This is a genomic window from Isoptericola cucumis (assembly GCF_014635665.1).
Lineage (GTDB): Bacteria > Actinomycetota > Actinomycetes > Actinomycetales > Cellulomonadaceae > Isoptericola > Isoptericola cucumis.
The window spans coordinates 269,751-290,786 of the sequence record NZ_BMDG01000005.1; the positions used below are offsets into that span (position 1 = coordinate 269,751).

General features: G+C 72.7%; 17 protein-coding genes. 13 read left to right on the forward strand and 4 right to left on the reverse strand.

Annotated features, from left to right (window positions below; all coding sequences use genetic code 11):
- Positions 1-35: 35 nt before the first annotated feature.
- From ftsZ to IEW03_RS09475, 11 genes are all read left to right on the forward strand, one after another.
- Complete coding sequence (gene ftsZ, locus IEW03_RS09425) at positions 36-1,376, forward strand: cell division protein FtsZ (protein WP_188523402.1); 1,341 nt, start codon at positions 36-38, stop codon at positions 1,374-1,376.
- Positions 1,377-1,419: 43 nt separating this feature from the next.
- Positions 1,420-2,193, forward strand: coding sequence for a peptidoglycan editing factor PgeF (pgeF, locus tag IEW03_RS09430; protein WP_229737868.1), 774 nt, complete (start codon positions 1,420-1,422; stop codon positions 2,191-2,193).
- Between the two features lie 117 nt (positions 2,194-2,310).
- Complete coding sequence (locus IEW03_RS09435; RefSeq protein WP_188523403.1) at positions 2,311-2,784, forward strand: cell division protein SepF; 474 nt, start codon at positions 2,311-2,313, stop codon at positions 2,782-2,784.
- 93 nt (positions 2,785-2,877) lie between these two features.
- Entirely contained in the window at positions 2,878-3,168 is a 291-nt protein-coding gene (locus IEW03_RS09440; RefSeq protein ID WP_188523404.1) for a YggT family protein, read from the forward strand.
- 197 nt (positions 3,169-3,365) lie between these two features.
- Positions 3,366-3,998: a DivIVA domain-containing protein gene (locus IEW03_RS09445; protein WP_188523405.1), complete on the forward strand. Its 633-nt coding sequence runs from the start codon at positions 3,366-3,368 to the stop codon at positions 3,996-3,998.
- 147 nt (positions 3,999-4,145) lie between these two features.
- A complete protein-coding gene (locus tag IEW03_RS09450) occupies positions 4,146-4,607 on the forward strand; it encodes a TraR/DksA family transcriptional regulator (protein WP_188523406.1) in 462 nt (153 codons plus the stop codon).
- Positions 4,608-4,677: 70 nt separating this feature from the next.
- On the forward strand, positions 4,678-5,394 hold the full coding sequence (lspA, locus tag IEW03_RS09455) for a signal peptidase II (RefSeq protein WP_188523407.1): 717 nt from the start codon (positions 4,678-4,680) through the stop codon (positions 5,392-5,394).
- Position 5,395: 1 nt separating this feature from the next.
- Positions 5,396-6,325, forward strand: a complete 930-nt coding sequence (locus IEW03_RS09460) for an RluA family pseudouridine synthase (RefSeq protein WP_188523408.1) — start codon at positions 5,396-5,398, stop codon at positions 6,323-6,325.
- Between the two features lie 64 nt (positions 6,326-6,389).
- Entirely contained in the window at positions 6,390-9,938 is a 3,549-nt protein-coding gene (dnaE, locus tag IEW03_RS09465; protein WP_188523409.1) for a DNA polymerase III subunit alpha, read from the forward strand.
- A complete protein-coding gene (locus tag IEW03_RS09470) occupies positions 9,935-10,462 on the forward strand; it encodes an NUDIX hydrolase (protein WP_188523410.1) in 528 nt (175 codons plus the stop codon). Before dnaE ends, IEW03_RS09470 begins: the two co-directional genes overlap by 4 nt.
- 95 nt (positions 10,463-10,557) lie before the next feature.
- Entirely contained in the window at positions 10,558-10,962 is a 405-nt protein-coding gene (locus tag IEW03_RS09475; protein ID WP_188523411.1) for a pyridoxamine 5'-phosphate oxidase family protein, read from the forward strand.
- A 101-nt stretch (positions 10,963-11,063) separates the two neighbouring features.
- On the opposite strand, the gene IEW03_RS09480 is transcribed toward IEW03_RS09475, so the two are convergent.
- Entirely contained in the window at positions 11,064-11,291 is a 228-nt protein-coding gene (locus IEW03_RS09480; protein WP_188523412.1) for an RNA-binding S4 domain-containing protein, read from the reverse strand.
- 110 nt (positions 11,292-11,401) lie between these two features.
- Here IEW03_RS09480 and hisD point away from each other — a divergent pair, with 110 nt between their 5' ends.
- Entirely contained in the window at positions 11,402-12,727 is a 1,326-nt protein-coding gene (gene hisD, locus IEW03_RS09485) for a histidinol dehydrogenase (RefSeq protein WP_188523413.1), read from the forward strand.
- A gap of 112 nt (positions 12,728-12,839) precedes the next feature.
- A complete protein-coding gene (locus IEW03_RS09490) occupies positions 12,840-16,175 on the forward strand; it encodes a DEAD/DEAH box helicase (RefSeq protein WP_188523414.1) in 3,336 nt (1,111 codons plus the stop codon).
- Positions 16,176-16,250: 75 nt separating this feature from the next.
- Here the strand turns inward: IEW03_RS09490 and IEW03_RS09495 are convergent, their stop codons facing one another.
- The 3 genes from IEW03_RS09495 to IEW03_RS09505 form a co-directional block, all read right to left on the reverse strand.
- Positions 16,251-17,969 carry an ABC transporter family substrate-binding protein gene (locus IEW03_RS09495; protein WP_188523415.1) on the reverse strand — a complete coding sequence of 573 codons (1,719 nt, stop codon included), beginning with the start codon at positions 17,967-17,969 and terminating at the stop codon, positions 16,251-16,253.
- 67 nt (positions 17,970-18,036) lie between these two features.
- Positions 18,037-20,091, reverse strand: a complete 2,055-nt coding sequence (locus IEW03_RS09500) for an ABC transporter ATP-binding protein (RefSeq protein WP_188523416.1) — start codon at positions 20,089-20,091, stop codon at positions 18,037-18,039.
- On the reverse strand, positions 20,088-21,020 hold the full coding sequence (locus IEW03_RS09505; protein ID WP_229737869.1) for an ABC transporter permease: 933 nt from the start codon (positions 21,018-21,020) through the stop codon (positions 20,088-20,090). The genes IEW03_RS09500 and IEW03_RS09505 overlap by 4 nt, the downstream gene beginning before the upstream one ends.
- Positions 21,021-21,036: the final 16 nt, after the last annotated feature.

Below are 21,036 nucleotides of genomic sequence, written 5' to 3' on the forward strand. Positions count from 1 at the left end.
GACGTCGGGACAGGAACGACCCGAGAGGCAACGACGTGGCAACTCCGCAGAACTACCTGGCAGTGATCAAGGTGGTCGGCATCGGCGGTGGCGGCGTGAACGCCGTGAACCGCATGATCGAGGTCGGCCTCAAGGGCGTCGAGTTCATCGCCATCAACACCGACGCGCAGGCGCTGCTGATGTCGGACGCCGACGTCAAGCTCGACGTCGGCCGTGAGCTCACCCGCGGCCTGGGCGCCGGCGCCGACCCGGAGGTCGGCAAGAAGGCCGCCGAGGACCACGCCGAGGAGATCGAGGACGTCCTCCGGGGCGCCGACATGGTCTTCGTGACGGCGGGCGAGGGCGGCGGCACGGGCACGGGCGGTGCGCCCGTGGTGGCCCGCATCGCGCGCTCGCTCGGCGCGCTCACCGTGGGCGTCGTGACGCGCCCGTTCACCTTCGAGGGCCGGCGCCGCTCGGTGCAGGCCGAACAGGGGATCGAGGCGCTCCGCGAGGAGGTCGACACCCTCATCGTCATCCCCAACGACCGGCTGCTGTCGATGTCCGACAAGAGCGTCTCGGCGATCGCCGCGTTCCACTCGGCCGACCAGGTGCTGCACTCCGGCGTCCAGGGGATCACCGACCTCATCACCACCCCGGGCCTGATCAACCTCGACTTCGCCGACGTGAAGTCGGTGATGCAGGGGGCCGGGTCCGCGCTCATGGGCATCGGCTCGGCCAGGGGAGAGGACCGCGCCGTGCAGGCGGCCGAGCTCGCCATCTCCTCGCCGCTCCTCGAGGCGTCGATCGACGGGGCCCACGGCGTCCTGCTGTCGATCCAGGGCGGCAGCGACATCGGCCTGTTCGAGGTCCACGAGGCGGCGCGCCTGGTCCAGGAGGCTGCGCACCCCGAGGCCAACATCATCTTCGGCACCGTGATCGACGACGCCCTCGGCGACGAGGTGCGGGTCACCGTCATCGCCGCGGGCTTCGACGGTGGCGTGCCGCAGTCGCGCAAGGACGGCCGGGGGCTCGGCCAGATCGCCGGCGCCCCGGCCCGCCCGGCCGTGGCCGCCGGCTCGGAGCAGCCCGCGCCCCCGACCGCCCCGGTGCCGCAGCCGGCCGCCGCCCAGGCGGCGCCCGCCGCGGACGGGCAGCCCGGGGTCCGGACGCAGCCGCGCCCGATCCCGGCCGAGCCCGACGACGTCCCCGCGAGCCTGGACGCCCCGGCCGCCCGCGCGGCCGGCCGGCCGGGCGAGCAGCGCCCGGCGTTCACGGTCGTCGAGGACGGCGCGGGCGAGGGGGTGACCGTCGAGCGGCCCGTGGAGGTCCCGCGGCTGTTCGAGGAGCAGCGTCGGCCCGCCGAGGAGCTCGACGTGCCCGACTTCCTCAAGTGAGCGCGGAGTGAGCGGGGCGGTCGGCTGGGCACAGGAGGCGTTGTTGCCGGCGCAGTTCGGCGCGGGGCTGCTGCGGGTCGACCTCGGCCCGGGGGTCGTCGCGGGCTTCACGACGCGGCACGGGGGCGTCTCCCCGGCGCCGTGGTCGTCGCTCGACCTGGGCACGTCGACCGGCGACGACCCCACCCGGGTGCGGGAGAACCGGGCCCGGCTGGAGGGCTGGGTGGGCGCGCCGGTCGCGTTCGCCGCGCAGGTCCACGGCGACCGGGTCCTCCCGCTCGGTCCGGACGACCTCGCCGAGTGGTCCGCCGGCGAGCCGCCCGCGGCCGCGGGGGAGGCCGACGGCCTGGTCACCGGCACCGAGGGCCTCGGCCTCGGCGTGCTCGTGGCCGACTGCGTCCCGGTGGTGCTGGCCGACCCGGTCGCCCGCGTGGTCGCGGTCGCCCACGCGGGCCGCAAGGGCGTGGCGCTGGGCGTCGTGCACCGCGCGCTGGACGCGATGGTGGCGCGCGGCGCGCGCCCGGGCGACGTGCGCGGGGCGGTCGGCCCCGCCGTCTGCGGCCGGTGCTACGAGGTGCCGGAGGAGATGCGCGACGAGGTCGCGGCGCTGGCGCCCGAGGCCTGGGCGACGACGGACCAGGGGACGGCGGCGCTCGACCTGCCCCGGGCCGTGCTCGCCCAGCTCGCGGCGCGGGGTGTCGACGCCGTGCACGTGGACCGGTGCACCCGCACCGACGCGGACCTGTTCTCCCACCGCCGGGCCACCGAGGCGGGCGTGACCACGGGACGGCAGGCAGGCGTCGTCGTCCTGACCTGAGCAGCGGCGTCGGGCGACACACCGGCGTGTCGTCCGAGGTCGAGCGTGTCGTCGTGGTTACCGTCGTGACACCGTCCGGGACGCAGGGCGGGACGTGCCGACGAACGGAGCAGGGCGATGGGCGGAGCGCTTCGCAAGACGATGCTGTACCTGGGACTCGCCGACGACCAGGGTGAGCGGGACGAGTACCTCGACGAGTACGACGAGGAGCTGGAGGCACCGGTGCGCGACGACTACCAGGCGCAGGTCACGCCGCTGCACCGCGGCGGGACGGCGGAGGCCGTCATCGGTGCCGACCTGCGACGGATCACGACGATCCACCCGCGGTCGTACAACGACGCCCGCAGCATCGGTGAGGCCTTCCGGGGCGGCACCCCGGTCATCATGAACCTCTCCGACATGGACGACGCCGACGCCAAGCGGCTGGTGGACTTCTCGGCCGGGCTGATCTTCGGCCTGCGCGGCTCGATCGAGCGGGTGACCAACAAGGTCTTCCTGCTCTCGCCCGAGCACGTGGAGATCTCCGCGGAGGAGCCGCCCGCGGCGGAGAAGCCGGCCGGGCGTGGCGGCGCGTTCTACAACCAGAGCTGAGCGCGTCGGCGCGGACGCGCCGTTCGCGACGAACACGGCCAGGGCCGAGGCACGCCGGCCCTGGCCGCGTCGTGTCTCCGGTAGGTTCGTCCCGTGAGCGCCGTCTTCGTCTTCATCAGCTTTCTCCTCTGGCTCTTCCTCCTCGTCCTGGTCGTGCGCCTCGTGCTCGACTGGGTGCAGTTCTTCGCGAGGGACTGGCGCCCGCGCGGTGTCATGCTCGTCGTGGCCGAGGGTGTGTACACGGTCACAGACCCGCCCCTGAGATTCCTGCGGCGGCTGATCCCCCCGCTGACGCTCGGGCAGATCCGGCTCGACCTCGCGTTCCTGGTGCTCTTCATCGGGACGTCGATCCTCGCGCAGGTCTTCGCGTCGTTCGGCCGCTGAGGCCGCCCGCGCAGCGGGTGCCCGGGCCCGCAGGAGCGGGACTCCTGCGTCGCGTGTGAAGACGTCGTGTGGGGGCGCGCCGCGCCTGCGCCCTGGAATGTCGCCCCCCGCACCGTGGGCTACCGTGGTCACCCGGACGACGGATGCCCGTCCGGGCGTCCGGACAACGACTGTGCAAACCGCGATGAGGTGAGACGATGGCGCTGCTGACGGCAGAGGACATCCTGAACAAGAAGTTCTCCGCGACAAAGTTCCGTGAGGGCTACGACGTCGAAGAGGTCGACGACTTCCTCGACGAGGTTGTCAGGACCCTCACCTCGGTCCAGGAGGAGAACGAGGACCTGCGCTCGAAGCTGGCGGCCGCCGAGCGGCGCGTCGGCGAGCTGAGCCGGTCCGACGCTGCGCAGCAGTCGCAGCCGTCCGCCCCCACCCCGGCACCGACCCCCGCGCCGGCCCCCGTGGCCGCCGCCGTGGCCGGCCAGCCGGCCGAGCCGGAGTCGGCGACCGGCATGCTCCAGCTGGCCCAGAAGCTGCACGACGACTACGTGCGTTCGGGCCAGGAGGAGGGCGACCGCCTGATCACCGAGGCGAAGTCCGAGGGCGCCCGCATCGTGCGGGAGGCGGAAGAGACCAGCCACCGCACGCTCTCCCAGCTCGAGCAGGAGCGGTCGCTCCTGGAGCGCAAGATCGACGAGCTGCGCATCTTCGAGCGGGACTACCGCACGCGCCTCAAGAGCTTCCTGCAGAACCTGCTCGGCGACCTGGACGCCCGGGGCTCCGCGCTCCCGCCGAGCCAGAACGCGGGTGCCGGGCGGTCCTCGAAGCTCTGAGGGCACCCCGCCGGGTGCACGGTCCGACCAGTGCTGCGGGTCGGTCCGCACGAACGGCGCGTCGCCGTACGGCGCGTGCTGTTGTGCGGACCGGCCCGCACACTTACGCTCTGGTGACCCACCGAGGGACCCGACGGAAGGGCACCGATGGCAAAGCTCTCGACCACGACGCGCGCGGCGCTCCGTGAGAACTTCCCGCACCTGAGCCGGGACGTCAAGAAGTTCCCGGTGCGCGACGGCGAGGAGCCGTGGACCCTGCGCGAGGCGGAGGAGCTGGCGGCCTTCCTGCTGGAGGACGCCGAGCGCCTCGGGCGCGAGCTCGCCGCCGCCGATGCCGAGCTGTCCGACCTGCTGCGCAACTCCGGTGACGGGGCCGGCGACGACCAGGCCGACTACGGCTCGAGCGCGCTGGAGCGCGAGCAGGAGCTCACGCTCGTGAACAACATGCGCGACCTGCTCGAGCAGACCAACCACGCGATCGACCGCATCCGCAAGGGGACGTACGCGACGTGCGAGGTCACGGGCCTGCCGATCGGCAAGGCCCGGCTGCAGGCGTTCCCCCGGGCCACCCTGTCCGTCGAGGCGAAGGCCCGCGAGGAGCGGCGCTGACGCGCGACGGACCCGTCGGGGCACGGGCCGCGGTCCGGCCGGGCGGCCGTTCCGCCTAGACTGGCGCACGATGTCGACCACGCCCGCCGGCCCCGTCCCGGCTCCTGAGCCCGCGTCGCACGACGGCGCCCCCGAGTCGCCCGAGCCCGCGCCGACGGCCGCGGCGGAAGCACCCCCGGAGCCCGACGCGGCGCCCGCGGTGTCCCCGGCCCGTCGCCGCCGGCTGGTGGCGTGGACGGTCGTGCTGGCCCTCGTCGTGCTGCTGGCCGACCAGGCGACGAAGTGGTGGGCCGAGTCGGCGCTCACGGTGGGCGGCGACCCCGTCCCGCTCGTCGGCGAGCTGCTGCAGCTGCGACTGATCTACAACCCCGGCGCGGCGCTGTCGATCCTCAGCGGCACCGGGATGACGTGGTTGCTGACGATCGTCGTCGTCGGCGTCGTGGTGGTCATCGTCCGCGCGATCGGCAGGATCGGCTCGCGCGGCTGGGCGCTCGCCCTGGGGCTCCTGCTGGGCGGGGCGCTGGGGAACCTGGGCGACCGTCTCTTCCGCGAGCCGGGGTTCGCGCAGGGCCACGTGGTGGACTTCATCGACTACGCCGGGTTCTTCGTGGGCAACGTCGCGGACATCGCGGTCGTCGTCGCCGCGGTCCTCATCGTCGTCCTGACGTTCCGCGGCATCGGCCTGGACGGCCAGCGCCACGTCGACGGGGACGCAGGGGCCCGCGGGAAGACCGACGGGGCCCCCACGGAGGACGACGCCGGGACCGGCGCGGACAGGACGAGCTGACGTGACGCTGCGGACGCTGCCCGTCCCGGACGGCCTGGCGGGCGAGCGGGTCGACGCCGCCCTGGCCAGGATGCTCGGGTTCTCGCGCACCCAGGCGGCGGAGCTGGCGGCTGCCGGGGCGGTCGCCCTCGACGGGCGCGTGGTCGGCAAGTCCGACCGGGTCCCGGCGGGCGGCTGGCTCGAGGTGGACGTCCCCGAGCCCACGGCGGGGCCTGCGGTCGTCGCGGAGCCGGTGCCCGGCATGGGCATCGCCTACGAGGACGACGACGTCGTGGTCGTGGACAAGCCCGTCGGCGTCGCGGCGCACCCCTCGCCGGGCTGGACGGGGCCGACCGTCGTCGGCGCGCTGGCCGCCGCGGGGTACCGGGTGGCCACCTCCGGGGCGGCCGAGCGCCAGGGCATCGTGCACCGACTCGACGTGGGGACGTCGGGGCTCATGGCGGTGGCCAAGAGCGAGGCGGCGTACACCGGCCTGAAGCGGGCCTTCAAGGAGCGCACGGTCGAGAAGGTGTACCACGCCCTTGCCCAGGGGCACCCCGAGCCGACGACCGGCACCATCGACGCACCCATCGGGCGCCACCCGGGCGCCGACTACAAGTTCGCCGTCGTCGCGGACGGCAAGCACTCGATCACGCACTACGAGGTGCTGGAGATGCTGCCCGCCGCGTCCCTGGTGGAGGTGCACCTGGAGACCGGACGCACGCACCAGATCCGGGTCCACTTCACCGCCGTGCGGCACCCGCTGGTGGGCGACCTCACGTACGGCGCGGACCCGGTGCTGGCCTCCCGGGTGGGCCTCTCGCGGCAGTGGCTGCACGCGGTGCGGCTCGGGTTCACGCACCCGCTGACGGACCGGTGGGTCGAGGTGACCAGCGACTACCCGGAGGATCTCGCGCACGCCCTCGAGGTCGTCCGGGGCGCGTACGCGTAGGCGTGTGAGATCCCCCTCGGCGAGGCGGTCCGGAGTGTCGGTGGGGGCTGCCTAGACTCATCGCATGCCGGCTGAGACTGACGACTTCGTTCACCTGCACGTGCACACCGAGTACTCGATGCTCGACGGCGCGGCGCGGATGAACGACCTGTTCAGCGAGGTGCAACGGCTCGGCCAGAAGGCCATCGCGATCACCGACCACGGCTACCTGTTCGGGGCGTTCGACTTCTGGAGCACGGCGAAGAAGTTCGGGATCAAGCCGATCATCGGCGTCGAGGCGTACGTCACGCCGGGCACCAGCCGCCACGACCGCACCAAGGTGCTGTGGGGCGAGCAGCACCAGCGCCGCGACGACGTCTCCGCCGGTGGCGCCTACACGCACATGACGCTGTGGGCGCGCGACAACGAGGGGATGCACAACCTCTTCCGCGCCTCGTCGCTCGCGTCCCTCGACGGCCAGATGGGCAAGTGGCCGCGCATGGACCGCGAGCTGCTGCAGACCTACGGCAAGGGCCTCATGGGCACGTCGGGCTGCCCGTCGGGCGAGGTGCAGACCCGGCTGCGGCTCGGGCAGTGGGACGAGGCGGTGCGCGCGGCGGGCGAGCTGCAGGACATCCTCGGCAAGGAGAACTTCTTCGTCGAGCTCATGGACCACGGGATCGAGATCGAGTCCCGCACGAGCAAGGACCTGCTGCGGCTCGCCGAGCACGTCGGGGCGCCGCTCGTGGCCACCAACGACCTGCACTACACCAAGCAGGAGGACGCGCACTCCCACGAGGTGCTGCTCGCGGTGAACTCCGGGTCGACGCTCGACGAGCCGACCTACGACCAGGGCGGCAGCCGGTTCGCGTTCAGCGGCGACAGCTTCTACGTCCGCTCGGGCGCCGAGATGCGCCGGCTCTTCGCCGAGATGCCGGAGGCCGTCGACAACTCGCTGCTCATCGCGGAGCGCTGCGACGTCTCGTTCGACACGAGCGCGAACTACATGCCGCGGTTCCCCGTGCCCGAGGGCGAGGACGAGGTCAGCTGGTTCGTCAAGGAGGTCGAGGCCGGGCTGCGCCGCCGCTACCCGGACGGCATCTCCGACGACGTGCGCAAGCAGGCGAACTACGAGGTCGAGGTCATCATCCAGATGGGCTTCCCGGGGTACTTCCTCGTGGTGGCCGACTTCATCAACTGGGCCAAGGAGCAGGGCATCCGCGTCGGTCCGGGCCGCGGCTCCGCGGCGGGCTCGATGGTGTCCTACGTCATGGGCATCACGGAGCTCGACCCGCTCAAGCACGGCCTGATCTTCGAGCGCTTCCTCAACCCGGAGCGCGTCTCCATGCCCGACGTCGACGTGGACTTCGACGAGCGCCGGCGCTCCGAGGTGATCCGGTACGTCACCGACAAGTACGGCGACGACCGGGTCGCGATGATCGTCACCTACGGCTCCATCAAGGCCAAGCAGGCCCTCAAGGACGGCTCCCGCGTCCTGGGCTTCCCCTTTGCCATGGGGGAGAAGCTCACCAAGGCGATGCCGCCGGCCGTGATGGGCAAGGACATCCCGCTGTCCGGCATCTTCGACCCGAAGCACGAGCGGTACGCGGAGGCCGCCGAGTTCCGCGCGGTGCACGACGCCGACCCCGAGGCGCAGCGCGTCGTGGAGACCGCGCGCGGTATCGAGGGCCTCAAGCGGCAGTGGGGCGTGCACGCCGCCGGCGTCATCATGTCGAGCGACCCGCTGATCGACATCATCCCGATCATGCGCCGCCCGCAGGACGGTGCCGTCATCACGCAGTTCGACTACCCGACGTCCGAGGGCCTCGGCCTCATCAAGATGGACTTCCTCGGGCTGCGCAACCTGACGATCCTCGACGACGCGCTCGAGAACATCGTGATGAACGGCAAGGAGCCCGTCGCGATCGAGACGGTGGAGCTCGACGACAAGGCCACCTACGAGCTGTTGGCCCGCGGCGACACGCTCGGCGTCTTCCAGCTCGACGGCGGCGCGATGCGTTCGCTCCTGCGCCAGATGCGGCCCGACAACTTCGAGGACGTCTCCGCTGTCATCGCCCTGTACCGGCCGGGCCCGATGGGCATGAACTCGCACATCAACTACGCGCTGCGCAAGAACGGGCAGCAGAAGATCGAGCCGATCCACCCCGAGCTCGCGGAGCCGCTGAGCGAGATCCTCGACGAGACCTACGGCCTCATCGTCTACCAGGAGCAGGTGCAGCGCGCCGCTCAGATCCTCGCGGGCTACTCCCTCGGCCAGGCCGACCTGCTGCGACGCGCGATGGGCAAGAAGAAGCCGGAGGTCCTCGCGAAGGAGTTCGTGAGCTTCGAGGCCGGCTGCAAGGAGCGCGGCTACTCCGACGCCGCCATCAAGGCCGTGTGGGACACCCTCGTCCCGTTCGCCGGGTACGCGTTCAACAAGGCGCACTCCGCCGGGTACGGCGTCGTCTCCTACTGGACGGCGTACCTCAAGGCGAACTACCCGACCGAGTACATGGCCGGTCTCCTGCAGAGCGTGCGGGACGACAAGGACAAGATGGCGCTCTACCTGGGCGAGTGCCGTCGCATGCACATCACCGTGCTGCCGCCGGACGTCAACGACTCCGCGGCGAAGTTCACCGCGGTCGGCCACGACATCCGCTTCGGCCTCACCGCCGTGCGCAACGTCGGCGCGAACGTCGTCGACGCGATCATCGCGGCGCGCGAGGAGAAGGGGGCCTTCACCTCGTTCACCGACTTCCTCGACAAGGTGCCGGCCGTGGTGTGCAACAAGCGCACCATCGAGTCGCTCATCAAGGCCGGGGCGTTCGACTCCCTCGGCCACCCCCGCCGCGCCCTGCTGGTGGTGCACGAGCAGGCCGTCGACTCGGTCATCTCGGTGAAGCGCGAGGAGGCGAAGGGCCAGTTCGACCTCTTCGCCGACCTGGGGGCGACGGACGAGAAGATGAGCTTCAGCGTCGACGTGCCCGACCTGCCGGACTGGGACAAGAAGCAGCGGCTGGCCTTCGAGCGCGAGATGCTCGGGCTGTACGTGTCCGACCATCCGCTGTCGGGGCTCGAGCACGTCCTCGCGCGCGCGGCGGACACCTCGATCGCCACCCTCATGGCCGACGAGGGGCGCGCCGACGGCTCGCAGGTGACGGTCGCGGGCCTGCTGACCAGCGTCCAGCGCAAGATGAGCAAGAACGGCAACCCGTGGGCGGCGGTGACCGTCGAGGACCTCGAGGGTGCCGTGGAGGTCATGTTCTTCGGCGAGACGTACCTGGCCTACTCGACGATCCTCGCCGAGGACCAGGTGGTCACGCTGCGCGGTCGGGTGCGCCGCCGCGACGACCAGATGCAGCTGCAGGCGATGGAGGTCTCGCTGCCGGACACCTCCGCCGTGGCCGACGCGCCGGTGCAGGTGACGGTCCCGCACACACGCTGCGTGGAGCCCGTCATGGTGCGGCTGCGCGAGGTGCTCACCTCGCACCCGGGCTCGGCCGAGGTGCACGTGAACGTCTCCGAGCCCGGCAAGCGGACCGTCGTGCGGGCCGCGGACACGCTGCGCGTCGAGAAGTCGCCCGCCCTGTTCGGCGACCTCAAGGCGCTCCTCGGCCCGAGCTGCCTCTCGTGAGCGCCGACGTCCCGCCGGCAGGGCAGGGCCGGGCCTCGTGGGACGACGGCTCGGCCGACCACCGCTTCCGGGTGGTGCCTGCCGCGTACGTCTACCTGCGGCGGGAGGGCCAGGTGCTGCTGCAGCTGCGCCAGCGCACGGGATACATGGACGGGTACTGGGCCGCCGCGGCGGCCGGTCACGTCGAGGCGGGGGAGTCCGTCACGGGGGCCGCGGTCCGCGAGGTCGCGGAGGAGCTCGGCGTCGAGGTCGACCCCGCCGACCTCGTGCCGGTGACGACGCTGCACCGCGGGCAGCCGGGCGGCCCGGCGCTCGAGCAGCGGGTCGACTTCTTCTTCACCACGACCCGCTGGACCGGCGAGCTGCAGATCCTCGAGCCCGAGAAGTCAGCCGATCTGCGGTGGTTCTCCTTCGTCGCGCTGCCCGAGCCGGTGGTGCCGCACGAGCTCGCCGTCCTGCGCGCCCTGCACGACGCGGGCCGGCATGGCACCCGCGTGCCGCCGGTCATGACCTTCGGGTTCTGACCCTCATGCCCTGAGCGGGCTCCGGACCGCCTCGCGCCCCCGTCGGCGCCCGCGGCACGGCCTCGCCGGGGCTCGCACGGCGTAGGCTCGCGGCCGTGATCCGACTCAACCCCGAGCAGCTGGTCTTCGTCACCGAGCGGCACCTGGCCACCCTGACCACCCTGCGTGCGGACGGCAGCCCGCACGTCGTGCCGGTGGCGTTCACCTGGGACGTCGACGAGGGCGTGGCACGGACCACCGCCCGGCGGACGTCGGTCAAGGTCGCGAACGCGCGCCGCACGGCCGCCGACGGCTCGGCGCCCCGGGCGGCGGTGTGCCAGGTCGACGGCGGGCGGTGGATGACGCTCGAGGGCACCATCGAGGTCAGCGAGGACCCGCAGGAGATCGACGACGCGGTGGCGCGGTACGGGAAGCGCTACCGGCAGCTCGAGCACGACCCCGACCGGGTGGTGCTGCGCCTGCGGGTCGACCGGGTCATGGCGTCGGCGTACATGGCGTGACCCGCCGCCTGATCCGGCTGCGTGGCCCGGCCGCCTGACCGGCCGTCTGACCGGCCGTCTGACCCGCTGGCGGGGCCTGTCGCCGACCGGCGAAGCGCCCGTCAGGCGACGACGGCCGCCTCGTCGCCGTCGGGCAGGGACACGGTGACGTGGTCGCCGCGCACGAGCTGGCGGCCGCGCCGGGTCTCGGTCTCGCCGTTCACCGCGACCTCGCCGTCGGCGACGAGGTCCCGGGCGTGGGTGCCCGACTCGGCCAGGCCGGCGAGCTTGAGGAACTGCCCCAGGCGGATGATGTCGTCGCTGATGGGGACCTCGGTCGGGGAGCTCATGGGCACCATTGTCACCGACCGGTGGCGGTGCGCGCCCGTCCGTCGGGGAGCCCGCGTCCGGCAGCCGGAGCCCCGGACGTCGCCGCGGCGCGGCGGCCTAGACTGGCGGGGTGATCCGACGCATCGACCTTCGCGGGCGCCAGCTGTCCCGCGCCGAGCTGCTCGGGGTGCTGCCGCGCCCCGAGGTCGGGGTGGACCAGGCCCTGAGCACCGTCACCCCGATCCTCGCCGACGTCCGCGCCCGGGGTGCCGCCGCGCTGCGCGACCTCGCGGAGCGCCTGGACGGCGTGCGCCCGGAGCATCTGCGCGTCCCCGCGGCCGCGCTCACCGAGGCGCTCGACGGGCTCGACCCCGCGGTCCGCGCCGGCCTGGAGGAGGCGATCCGCCGCGTCCGCACCGTGCACGCGGCGCAGGCCCCGGCCGGGCACTCGACCACGCTGGCCGAGGGTGCGGTGGTGCGCCAGCGGTGGATCCCGGTGCAGCGGGTGGGCCTGTACGTGCCCGGCGGCAGGGCCGTCTACCCGTCGTCGGTGATCATGAACGTCGTGGCGGCCCAGGAGGCCGGCGTGCCGGGCCTCGCCGTGGCGTCGCCCCCGCAGAAGGACTCCGGCGGCCTGCCGCACCCCACGATCCTCGCGGCCTGCGCGCTGCTGGGCGTGGACGAGGTGTACGGCGTGGGCGGCGCCCAGGCCGTGGCGATGTTCGCCTACGGCGCGCAGGGCTCCGAGCCGCAGGACGGGGCGGTGCTCTGCGAGCCGGTCGACGTCGTGACGGGTCCGGGGAACGTCTACGTGGCGGCCGCCAAGCGCCTGGTGCACGGCGTCGTCGGCATCGACGCGGAGGCCGGGCCCACCGAGATCGCCGTGCTCGCCGACGACACCGCCGACCCCGGTCACGTGGCCCTCGACCTCATCAGCCAGGCGGAGCACGACCCGATGGCGGCCTCGGTGCTGGTGACCCCGTCGGTGGAGCTGGCGGGTGCCGTCGAGGCCCGGCTCAGCGACTTCGTGGGCTCGACCAAGCACTCCGAGCGTGTCAGCCAGGCCCTCGGCGGCCCGCAGTCCGCGGTGGTGCTCGTGGACGACCTCGACCACGGCCTCGCGGTGGTCGACGCGTACGGCGCGGAGCACCTGGAGATCCAGGCGCGGGGCGCGGCCGAGCTCGCCGAGCGGGTGCGGTCGGCCGGCGCGATCTTCGTGGGCCCCTGGGCGCCGGTGTCCCTGGGGGACTACATGGCGGGGTCCAACCACGTCCTGCCCACCGGCGGGTCCGCGCACTTCTCGAGCGGGCTCGGCGTGCACGCCTTCCTGCGGTCCGTGCAGGTGGTGGAGTACACCCGCGACGCGCTCGAGGTCGTCGCCGACCGGATCGTCGCGGTGGCTCAGGACGAGGACCTTCCGGCGCACGGCGAGGCCGTGCGCGGCCGGTTCCGGTAGGCGCGGCCGTCTCGACGACGGGTCTCGCCGAGTGCCATCGGCACGATAATAGTGTGCCAAGCGGCGAGAGGTCCGGGCGGGTGCTGTCCGTGGCCCGTGCGAGCATGGGCCCATGCCCGCCTCGCCCCCGCGCCTCGACCCGCTCGCGGTGGGCGACGTCGTCGGGAGCGCGGCCTTCCGGCGTGCCCAGGGCTACGTCCTCGGCGGCATGGTCCGCTCGTGGCGGTGGGACCCTGACGGCCTGGTCCTGTCCGCGCAGGTCGCGGGGACCGGCCGGCTGCCGTACTCGTGCCGCATCTGGCTGACGATCGGTGAGGCGGGCCGGTACGAGTTCGACACGTCGACCTGCACCTGCCCGGTCCGCGCCGACTGCAAGCACGTTGCCGCGGTGCTCCTGCACGTCGGTTCGCAGGACGACGAGGGAGCTGAGGGCGGTCCGCGTTCGCACCCGGGAGGCGGCCCCTCCGAGGCCGAGGGGTGGCGTGGCCGGCTCGCGCCCGTGACCCGTGGAGTGCCCGACGGGAGCCGCGGGAGCTCGGGCGGCGTCCTGCCCGTCGCGCTGAGGTTCCGGCTCGACGGCGCGCTCGGTGACCAATCGCCCGGGCTCTCGGTGCGCCCCGTGGTGCCGGCGAGGAACGGGGGCTGGAAGGTCGCGCCCGAGGCCAGCTGGGAGGCCCTCGCGACCGGGCTCTACGCGTTCGCGGACGTGCGCGCCACGCCCGCGCCCGACGTCCGCCGGTGGTTCGCGGACCTCGGGGCGGCCCTGGCCGGCTCGGGCGGAGGCTACGGCCGGGGCCGCCAGGTGTGGCGCGCCCTCGGCGCCGGCGGTCGCGGCGTGTGGTCGCTGCTGGCCGAGGCCGGCGAGCTGGGGGTGCCGCTCGTGGGTCACGGTCCGCGGGACGAGGTGCTCCTGGCACGTTCTGCAGAGCCCCGGCTCGACGTGGGTGCGTCGGGTGACGGCGTCCGGCTGACTCCCGTCGTCACGTTCGGCGGGCCAGACCACGACGCCACCGACACCACCCCGGCCGACCGGGTCGGCGCCGTCGGCGACAGCGGCCTGTACGCCGTGCGGACGGGGGAGCGGCGCACGGTGCTGTACCTGGGGCCGGCGCCGAGACGGCTGGGCGACGGGATCCGCGACCTGGTGGCCCTGGGCCCGGTGGACGTGCCGGCGACGGACGTCGGCGAGCTGTTCGTCGAGCACCTGCCGGCGCTGCGTGCCGTGACGCGGGTCGTGTCCGACGGCACCGTCGAGCTGCCCGAGGTGCCGCGCCCGGTCCTGGTCGCGACCGCCGGCTTCGCCGCCCCCGACGACGCCACGCTGGCCTGGTCGTTCGAGTACCCGCGCCCCGGCGGCGGCGAGGCACGAGTCGTCGCGATCGAGGGAGCGGCGAGCGACCTGCTGCGTGACGAGCGTGCCGAGGCCGAGATCCGCGCGAAGGCGCAGGCCGCCGTGCGCGGGGTGCCCGGGTTCGAGCGCTTCGAGCTCGGTGCGTCCGGCCGGTACACCGGGCTGGACGCGCTCGACCTGGCTCACGCGGTGCTGCCTGCGCTCGCCGCCACCGGCGACGTCCGGGTCGACGCGGACGACGTGCCCGACTACCTGCACCTCGACGCCGCGCCTCGCGTCGTGGTCTCCGGCGCGCCGTCGGGGGACTCCGACTGGCTCGACCTCGGGATCACCGTGACGGTCGCGGGCAAGGAGCTGCCGTTCACCCGCCTGTTCACCGCCCTGGCCCGCGGCGACCGGCGTCTCCTGCTCGTCGACGGGTCCTGGCTGCGGCTGGACCAGCCGGTGCTGGGCCGTCTGCGGGAACTCATCACCGAGGCCACCGCACTGAGCGACCGGCCCGGGCGGCCGCGGGTGAGCACCTACGACGCGCCGCTGTGGAGCGAGCTCGAGGACGTCGCCGACGTCGTCGAGGTGTCCGACGACTGGCGGCGCGCCGCGGCCGCGCTGACGTCGCTCGCGTCCGGCGAGGACCTGCCCGCCGCGCCGGCCGTGCCGACCGGGGTGCGCGCGACGCTGCGCGACTACCAGGTGCGGGCGTTCGAGTGGCTCGCCTTCCTGTGGCAGCACGGGCTCGGGGGGATCCTCGCCGACGACATGGGGCTCGGCAAGACGCTCGAGACGCTGACGTTTCTCGCGCACGCACGTGCCACGGCGCCGGACGCCGCGCCGTTCGTGGTGGTCGCGCCCGCCTCGGTGGTCGCGGGCTGGGTGGACGAGGCCCGCCGGTTCACGCCCGGGCTGCGGGTCGTGGCGATGCCGGCCACCGCGCGCACCCTCGGCACGAGCGTCGCCGACCTGGCCGGCGACGCGGACGTGCTCGTCGTGTCGTACGCCGTCTTCCGGCTCGACTTCGACGCGTTCGACGCCCTCGAGTGGAGCGGGCTGGTGCTCGACGAGGCGCAGACCGCGAAGAACCCGCGCACCCGCGCCAACGAGACGGCGCGGGCCCTGGACGCCCCGTTCAAGCTGGCGATCACCGGGACCCCGCTGGAGAACAACCTCATGGAGCTGTGGGCGATGCTCGCGGTCGTGGCCCCGGGACTGTACCCGTCGATGCACCGGTTCCGCGCCGAGACGGCACGGCTGGTGGACGCCGCGGGCAAGGACGACGACCCGCAGGTGGTCGCCGCGGGGAACCGCGCGCTCGGGCGCCTGAGGCGACGCATCCGCACGCTCATGCTGCGCCGCACCAAGGAACAGGTCGCCCCGGAGCTCCCCGAGCGCCAGGAGCGAACGATGCACGTGCCGCTCACCCCCGACCACCGCTGCGTCTACGACACGCACCTGCAGCGGGAGCGCCAGCGCCTGCTCGGCCTGCTCGAGGACTTCGACGCCAACCGCGTCGCGGTCTTCCGGTCACTGACCGTCCTGCGACGTCTCGCGCTGGACGCGTCGCTGGTCGACGAGGGGTACACGGACGTGGGGTCCGCCAAGCTCGACGTGCTGATGAGCCAGCTCACCGAGATCGCCGCCGAGGGGCACCGGGCCCTGGTCTTCTCGCAGTTCACGTCGTTCCTCGCGCTCGTCCGTGCGCGCTGTGCGGCCGAAGGCCTGGAGGCGGTGTACCTCGACGGATCGACCCGACGCCGGGCCGACGTGATCCGGTCGTTCAAGGAGGGCGACGCGCCCGTCTTCCTGGTCAGCCTGAAGGCCGGGGGAGTCGGGCTCAACCTCACGGAGGCCGACTACGTCTACCTGCTCGACCCGTGGTGGAACCCCGCCGCGGAGGCGCAGGCCATCGACCGCACCCACCGCATCGGCCAGACCCGGTCGGTCGTCGTCACGCGCCTCGTCGCCGCCGACACCATCGAGGAGAAGGTCATGGCGCTCGCGCGACGCAAGGCGCGCCTGTTCGACGCGGTCATGGACGACGCCGCCGGCACGTTCGCGCGCACGCTCGGTGCCGACGACGTCCGCGGACTGCTGGAGTCCTGACGGCGGAACGGCTGCGGGGCCGGTGGTCGCGACCACCGGCCCCGCAGCCGCTCGGGCGACGCCCTCAGCCGGGTGTCACTCGGCGGCGGCGTCCTTGGTCCAGCCCATGTTCTCCACGGGGTGCAGCCCGAAGAGGTCGAGCCCGGTGTAGGTCTCGGGCGAGAGGTTGGCGAGCCCGTCCTTGGCCATCGCGATCCACGGGCCGTTGTACAGCGGCAGGATGCCCCAGGTCTCGGCCATGATCTCGGACTCGAGCTTCATGCCGGCCGCGGTCTGCTCCTCGGCCGTCGGCAGCGTCATGACGTCGGCGATCTTCTTGTCGATCTCCTTGGTGCCGGTCATCGACAGGTTCAGGCCGCTGTCCGAGCAGTAGACCTGGCACATCCAGGCCACGCCGTACGGGTCGCTCGACGAGAAGCCCATGATGACGAGGTCCCAGTCCTTGGTGGTCAGGACGGTGGAGAAGTCGCTCGTGGGGCGCTTGTCGATCTCGAGCGCGAAACCGATCTGGGCGAGCTGCTGCTGCACCACCTTGGCGCGCGCCTCGACGATGGGGTCCTCGCCGAAGATGGGCATCCGGCCCTCGAGCTTCTGGCCGTCCTTCTCGCGGACGTCGCCGTTCAGGGCCCACCCGGCCTCGTCGAGGGCGGCGTTGGCGGCCTCGACGTCGTGCGACCAGCCCGACTCGGCGAGCGCGTCGACGTAGCCCTCCTGGAACGGATACAGGTTGAACGAGCCGGCCTCGGTCTCGGTGTAGCCGAGGCCGTTCCAGACGACCTCCTTGATCTGCTCGCGGTCGATCGCCTGGAAGATCGCCTCGCGCACCTCGAGGTCCGCGAGCTGCGGGCGCTCGGCGTTGAGCTGGAGCAGGTTGCTCGATGCGCGCTGCGCGCGATACGTGGCGGCACCCTCGACGTCGGCGAGCTGCTCGAGGTTGTCCGCGGTGAGGTTCTCGACCATGTCGATCTCGCCGTTCTGGAACGCGTTGACCGCGGCGGCCGGGTCGAGCACCCGGAACGTGACCTTGTCGAGCATGGGCTCGTCGCCCCACCAGTTCTCGTTCGGCACGAACGAGATGACGCCGCCGTTGATGTCGAACTCGTCGATCTTGTACGGGCCGGCGCCCCACTCGGGGTGGGCCTCCTCGACGTAGCCCTCGTTGAAGACCTTCGGCGAGTCGACCTTCGGGTGCATGAGGTGCCAGAACAGCCCCTCGGTCCAGGGGAACTCCGACTTGAACGTGACGACCGCCTGGCGCTCGTCCTCGCCCTGGGTGACCGACTCGATCTGCGAGTAGCCGTCCGTGGTGTTCGGCACGTACTTCTCTTCGGTCGACCGGTTCGCGATCCAGCCCTGCTCGTACGACTTCCAGGTGATCGGCGTGCCGTCGTTCCAGACCGCGTCGGGGTTGATCGTGTAGGTGACGACCGTCTTGCCGTCGACGACCTCGGTGGTCCAGTCCGTGAGGTAGGCGGGGTTGGCCTCGGCCTCGCCCTCCGGGGACATGAGGATCATCTGCGGGTTGTACCAGGCCCAGACCTTGGCCGTGTCGACCGAGCCGTCGGAGTGGTTCGCGTTCATCTGGGGGGTGATCTCGTCGATGGCGAGAGTCACCTCCCCGCCCTGCTCGAGGTTCTCGCGGGGCTGCGGGTTGTAGTCCGCGCCTTCGATGCTCTGCGCCTCGGCCGGGGCCTCGTCGGTGCCGCCGTCGCCGCTGCCGCCGCACGCGGTCAGCGCCAGGGCGAGCACGCCGGCGACGGCGATGCTGCTCCCCAGTCGGTTCTGCAACCTCATTGCTGCTCCTTCTCGCGCCGGGTGGGCGCTGTGGTGATGGATGGGGTACGTGGGTGGCGCCGGCTCGTCAGCGGAAGTGGCAGGCGTTGACGTGGTCGTCGGTGCGGCCGGTGAGGGTCGGGACCGTCTGCTCGCAGCGGGCCCGGTCCGGCTCGTCGAGCGTCTGGTACAGCGGGCACCGCGAGACGAAGGCGCAGCCGGTGATCGTGTCGGTCGGGCTCGGGAGGTCGCCGGTGAGCACGATGTGCTCGCGGCCGCGCTCCGTGACCGGGTCCGGCACGGGGATCGCCGACAGCAGGGCGCGGGTGTAGGGGTGCTGCGGGTCGTCGAACACCGCGTCGACGTCGCCGTGCTCGACGAAGCTGCCGAGGTACATCACCGCCACGCGGTCGGCGATGTGCCGCACCACGGAGAGGTCGTGGGCCACGAAGAGGTACGACAGGCCCAGGCGCACCTTGAGCTCGTCGAGCAGGTTGATGACGCCCGCCTGGACCGACACGTCGAGCGCGGAGACGGGCTCGTCCAGCACGACGAGCTTCGGGTTGGTCGCGAGGGCCCGGGCGATGCCGATCCGCTGCCGCTGGCCGCCGGAGAACGCCGCGGGGAAGCGGTCGCTGTGGGCGGGGTCGAGGCCGACGAGGTCCATCAGCTCGTCGACCCGCGGGCCGACCTCGGCCGCGGCGAGGCCCACCGTGCGCAACGGTTCGGCGATGACGTCGAAGACCGTCATGCGCGGGTCCAGCGAGCCGACCGGGTCCTGGAAGACGATCTGGACGTCGCGGCGCAGGTCGCGCTCGGCGCGGCCGCCCTTGATGTCGGCGACGCTGGTGCCGACGATCCGGATGTCGCCGGCGTCCTGCCGGGCGAAGTCCATGATCTGCAGCAGCGTCGTGGTCTTGCCGGAGCCCGACTCGCCGACGATCGCCATCGTCTCGCCCTCGCGGACGTCGAAGCTGACGCCCTTGACGGCGTGCACCTCGCCGATCTTGCGCTTGCGGAACGAGCCCTTCGTCAGGGGGAACGACTTCGTGAGGTTCTCGACCTCGAGGGTGGGCCTGCGCAGCTCCCGGGGCACCGTCTCGAGCGTCGAGGTGGGGACGGGAGGCACCGGGTAGACGGGGCCGCCGTCGATGCGGCCCGCGCGGATCTCCTCGGCCCGCAGGCATGCGGCGCGGTGGTCCGGCCGGCCGCCGACGGCGACCAGCTCGGGTTCCGAGGTGCGGCAGGCGTCGACCGCGATCGGGCACCGGGCGGCGAACGGGCAGGCGTCCGGCAGGTCCACCAGGAGCGGCGGGCTGCCCTTGATCGGCACCAGCGGCTGCTTCTCGGCCTTGTCCACGCGGGGGATCGCGCCGAGCAGACCGATCGAGTACGGCATGCGGGTGTCGGCGAACAGCTCGTCGACCGGTGCCTGCTCGATCGGGCGACCCGCGTACATGACGATCACGTCGTCGGCGGTGTGCGCGACGACGCCCATGTCGTGCGTGATCATCATGACCGCGGCGCCGGTCTCGCGCTGGGCGGTGGCGACGAGGTCCAGGATCTGCGCCTGGATGGTGACGTCGAGGGCGGTGGTCGGCTCGTCCGCGATGATGAGCCGCGGGTTGTTCGCCATCGCGATCGCGATGACCACCCGTTGGCGCATCCCGCCCGAGAACTCGTGCGGGAACGAGCGCATCCGCTCGGCCGGCCGGGGGATGCCGACGAGCCGGAGCAGCTCCACGGCGCGGTCCCGCGCGGCGCGGCGCGAGATCTTCGGGTCGTGGATCGTGAGGGCCTCGACGATCTGGTCGCCGACGGAGAACACCGGCGTCAGCGACGTCAGCGGGTCCTGGAAGATCATCGCGATGCCGTTGCCGCGGATCTTGGACATCGCCGCGTCGGTCTTGCCGAGCAGCTCCTGCCCCTCGAACATCACCGAGCCGCCCACGCGCGCGTTGTCGTCGAGGAGGCCCATGACGGCGAGGGACGTGACGGACTTGCCGGAGCCGGACTCGCCCACGATGCCGAGGGTGCGGCCCTCGTCGAGGTCGAACGAGACGCCGCGCACCGCGTCGACGCGCCCCGCCTCGGACGGGAAGCTGACGGTGAGGTCGCGGACGGAAAGGACGGGGGTGGTCATGCGCGGCCTCCCGCTGCGGAGGTGGGATCGAGGGCGTCGCGCAGCCCGTCGGCGACGAGCGCCATCGAGACGGTCAGGAGCGTCAGCGCGGCGGCGGGGAAGAAGAACATCCACGGGGAGCTCGAGATGCTCGACGCGCCGATGCCGATGAGGGAACCGAGCGAGACGTCGGGCAGCTTGACGCCGAAGCCGAGGAACGACAGTCCCGTCTCGGCCATGACGGCACCCACGACGCCGAGGGTGAAGTTGACGACGAGCAGCGACCCGATGTTGGGGATCAGGTGGCGCAGCACGATGCGCAGCCCGGGCACGCCCATGTAGCGCGCGGCGTGCACGAACTCCCGCTCGCGCAGCGACAGGGACAGCGTCCAGATGGTGCGGGCCTGGAAGAACCAGCTGACGAGGATGAGGACGAGGGCGATGACGCGCCAGTCGCCGCCCGAGTCGTTGGACATCATCGCCAGCAACAGGAACGTCGGCGCCACCATGAGGAAGTGGATGATGAACAGCGAGACCCGCTCGACGCGACCGCCGAAGTAGGCGGCCGCGGTGCCGATGACGGCGGACAGGACGGTCGTCCCGGTGGCCACCACGACCGCGATCAGCAGAGAGCGCTGCAGCCCGATCACGACCATGGCGTACAGGTCGTTGCCGGCGTTGTTGGTGCCGAACCAGTGCTCGGGGCTGGGCGGGTCCGACAGGGCGAGGAAGTCGAGCTCGACGTGGTCGTACTTGGCCAGCGTCGAGCCGAACACGGCGAAGGCCACGAGCAGCACGAAGATGACCACGCCGGCGACGGCGGGCCGGTTCCGGGCGAACCGGCGCCCGTACAGCCGCCACTTCGACAGCCGCTTGCGGTCGGCGGTCCCCGCGTCGCCGGGGGGCGGGGTCTCGCCTGCGGTGAGCGGGCCGGCCGTCGGGTCGGGCATGGAGGAGTCCGTTGTC